Annotated in this window: 1 protein-coding gene; it reads left to right on the top strand. The window is 55.5% G+C overall.

Annotation, left to right across the window (positions count from 1 at the left end):
- The coding region (locus ACFPVY_RS15725; protein ID WP_379793093.1) for a T9SS type B sorting domain-containing protein at nucleotides 1-4,277 on the top strand (4,277 nt) is incomplete at both ends.

The following is a 4,277-nucleotide window of genomic DNA, read 5'->3' as shown; positions in this document are numbered from 1 at the left end:
TCTCCCGATGCAGTCACGCCTACCGCGCTGGAAGTCTGCGACGACAACAATGACGGCTTTGCGGCTTTCAACCTTTCGCTTAAAACGGGGGAAATAACAGGAGGCGACACGACACTTGTTGTTACCTACCACGAGACGCTCGTGAATGCCCAGAACGGAGTTGCCGCTATCGGCCCGAACTACACGAACCTTAACCAGTGGACCCAGACGGTCTATGCGAGCGTTACCAACCAGGGCGCCCCTGACTGCGCGACGATCGTCGAGCTTGTCCTTGTCGTGAACACCAGGCCGGTCGCCAACGCGATCGCCGACTACGAGCTTTGCGACTACGACAGCCCCGGAGACGGCATCGAGGAATTCCTTCTGAACACGAAGACAGCGGAAGCGACTGCCGGCCAGCCAGACCTTACGGCCAGCTACCACGCGACGCTATCGGATGCACAGAACGGCACGGCGGCGATCGACCCAGACGTGCCGCATGCAAACAATCCCGCATTCCTTCAGACTATATACGTAAGAATAGAAAACGACATCACCGGATGCTCGACCACCACGACATTCGACCTTATCGTGAACCCGCTTCCGCAGCCTGTGGCCCCGACGCCGCTTACGGCCTGCAGCGACGGAGTGAACAATACCCAGGCGGTATTCGACCTTACGGTGAAGAACAACGAGATACTTGGCGGACAGGCCGGCTTTACCATCACCTATTACAATACCCTTGCGGATGCCCAGGCAGAAACAGGGGCGATCGACCCACCGAATGCCTACACGGGCCAGCTGGGTGAGATCATCTACGTGAGGATGGAAAATGCCGACACCGGATGCTTCAGCACGACAACGCTTACCCTTAACGTGATCGAGGGTCCTATCGCCAACGATCCGCAGCCACTGGAATACTGCGACCCGAACAACGACGGCTTCGGGAACTTCGACCTTTCGCTAGCCATCCCGCAGATCATCGGAGGAGCGGCCAACGTGACGGTTACCTTCCACGAGACGCCTGAAGATGCTGCGTTTGGAACCAATGCTGTCGGCCCGCTTTATTCAAATATCAACCAGTGGACCCAGATCATCTACGTAAGGGTGGAGTCCAACCTGGCGCCGTGCTACGATACGGTTGAACTGCAGCTTATCGTAAATCCTACGCCAGTAGCAACTACACCAGACCCGATCGAGGTCTGCGATGAAAATGCAGACGGAATCGGAACCTTCAACCTGACGATCCGCGAAGACCAGATTCTTGGAGGCCTGGATCCTGCGCTCCACACGATTACCTACCATGTAACGGAAGCCAACGCCGTTGCGGGAGAAAATCCTATCACCAGCGTGCTTGCCTTCAACAATACCGTTATAAATACCCAGACCATATGGGTAAGGGTGACTGTAGACGCAACGGGATGCTCGGACGTAGTGCCATTGGTGCTTGTCGTGAACCCGCTACCGGCAGTGCCTTTCCCGGCGCCGGCCTATGAGCTCTGCGACGTGAACAATACTGGAGACGAATTTGAAGAATTCGACCTTGCAGGCTATGCGCAGAACATTACGCAGGTACCGGGAATGGCAGTAAGCTATTACCTTACCGAGGCGGAAGCCATTGCGGGAACGCCGGCACTTGCTTCTCCTTACGTGAATGCTGTTGCGGGTGTCCAGACGATCTTCGTGAGAGTCGAGAATGCAGACACGGGATGCTTCGCGATAACGCTTCTTGATCTTAGGGTAGAGCCCCTTCCTGCTCCGGTCGTTCCAGAGCCGGTTGCCGAGTGCGATGCCGACGGAAACGGCTTTGCCGAATTCGACCTTGACGAGCTTATAGAAGACATTCTTGACGGAGCCCCGGATACAGAGATTACTTTCCACGAGACGTATGACAATGCAGACATGGACGTATTTCCGCTGGCATCTCCATACGAAAACATAAACGCCTTTGCCCAGACGATATACATCAGGGCAGAAAATACCGAGACGGGATGCTATGCCGTAGTTGCGATGCAGCTTGAGGTGAAAGCCTCTCCGGTGATGCCGGAGCTTGACCCTGTCCAGGTGTGCGACAACAACCAGGACGGCCTTCATGCGGTAGACCTTACCCAGCAGACCCCGATAATCCTTGCCGCTCAGACGGGAGGCAGTACCTATACTGTTTTCTACTATGCGAGCCAGGCCGCGGCAGAAGCGGGAACAGGAGCGATTGTGACTCCCCAGGCGTATGCGGGGACAAACGGGCAGACTATCTGGGTGAGGGTAAACGATACGGCCACGGGATGCTTCACGATAGGAAGCTTCGTGCTTCAGATCGACACGCCTCTTGCGGTGCTTCCTGCCTACCAGCTTTCGGTTTGCGACAACGTGACGCCTTTCCAGGACAACCAGGCAGTTTTTGACCTTACCTCGATGGATGCCGTGATAACAGGGAACAATCCGGGATACACGGTGCAGTACCATCTTAACCTTGCAGACGCGCAGGCGGGTGTTGCGGTTGCCTCTCCGGAAGCATTCTATAACAATACGATTCCAGGAGTAAACAACCCGTATACGCTTTTCGTTACGGTTACCAATGACGCGACGGGATGCGTGAGCTTCACGACCCTCACCATAAGAGTGCTTCCTCTTCCTACGCCAAACACGGATCCCCAGGATCTTGTGGCGTGCGACAACGTGGACTCTCCGAACGGCACTGAGCTTTTCGACCTGACGGTAAACGAGGCCTACCTTGCCGACGGGGACCCGAACCTTTCGTTCGAGTACTACGACGCTGACGGAAGCCAGATACTTACGCCGGAGGCATACGAGGGAGCAGGCATCGTCTACATCCACGTGATGAACAGCCAGATCGATTCTGACGGGGAGAACTGCTACGTGGTAGTAGAACAGCTGCTTATCGTGAACCCGCTTCCTGTTGTAAATGCAGGTGTGGTGAATGCGGTATGCCAGCAGAACAACGACGGCTTTGCGACCTTCACGCTTTCAGGCAGCAATGCCGACGTGCTCGGGGCAGGGCAGGACATTGCAGGATTTGCCTTCAGCTACCACCTGACGCTTGCAGAAGCTCAGGCAGGAACGGGAGCGCTTCCTGACCAGTATGACAATGGCACGCCTTTCCAGCAGGAAATCTACGTGAGGGTGGTAAACACCGCCACGGGATGCGTGAACACGGAGATGGTTACCCTTGTCGCGGACAACGGATCTACGGCCGGACAGCCGGCAGACATCACGGAATGCGATACTGACGGCACCAACGACGGCTTCATGCAGTTCGACCTTACTGAGATGGACGCCACGGTAATCGGGACGCAGGGACCGGAGTACACGCTCCACTATTATGACGACCTTGATGCCATGAACGCGGATATCGCGGAAGGCCCGACCACGGACTACAGCGGTGCGATCGCGTCTCCGGCATCTTATACGAATACGACGCCTTTCAGCCAGACGATCTATGCGCTGGTCTTGAATACCGATTCGGTTACGGGATGCCCTGCATTCGTGGAGGTGCTGATTACCGTGAACCCGCTTCCGGAGCCTGTGATATCAGACGACAGCAACGGAATCATCTGCGTGGACTTCGAGACGGATGTGGCTGCGCCGGTAACGCTTTCGACAAACTACGGGACAGATCCTGCCTATTCTTACGAATGGACGCTTGGCGCGACCGTAGTGGGAACGGACCCTACCTATACGATAACATCGATAGCGGGAGACACGGCAACATACGGGGTTACCGTTACCAATATCGCCACGGGATGCGTTTCTGACCCTATGGCGACGATCACGATCACCAGATCCGGCCCGGCAGTGATAACGGACGTACAGGTAACCAACGCCTTCACGGAAAGCCAGACGATCACGGTAATCGCAGAAGGATACGGGGAATACGAGTACAGCCTTGACGGAGGCCCTTGGCAGTCGAGCAACGTCTTCTATGACGTGCCCCTTGGGGTTTCGCAGAGCGGCGAGCACGATATTGCGGTGAGGGATATCCTTGGCGGCTGCGGCCCGGATACGGCAGGCACGGCTTTCCTTATCGGATACCCTAAGTATTTCACGCCTAACGGTGACGGAATTCACGATACTTGGAATATTGTAGGATTGTATGACCAACCTAACGCAAAAATTTATATATTTGACCGCTACGGAAAACTGATCAAGCAATTGAGCCCTTCGATCGACAGCCAGGGCTGGGACGGAACGATGAACGGAAGCCCGCTTCCTTCGACCGACTACTGGTTCAGGGTGGAATTCAGTGAGCAGGGAGTGGCCAAAGAATTTAAAGCGCATTT

Origin of the sequence: Flavobacterium qiangtangense, assembly GCF_042658345.1 — a bacterium.
In the GTDB taxonomy this organism is placed as follows: Bacteria; Bacteroidota; Bacteroidia; order Flavobacteriales; family Flavobacteriaceae; genus Flavobacterium; species Flavobacterium qiangtangense.
This window is presented reverse-complemented; position numbering and strand designations above follow the sequence as displayed.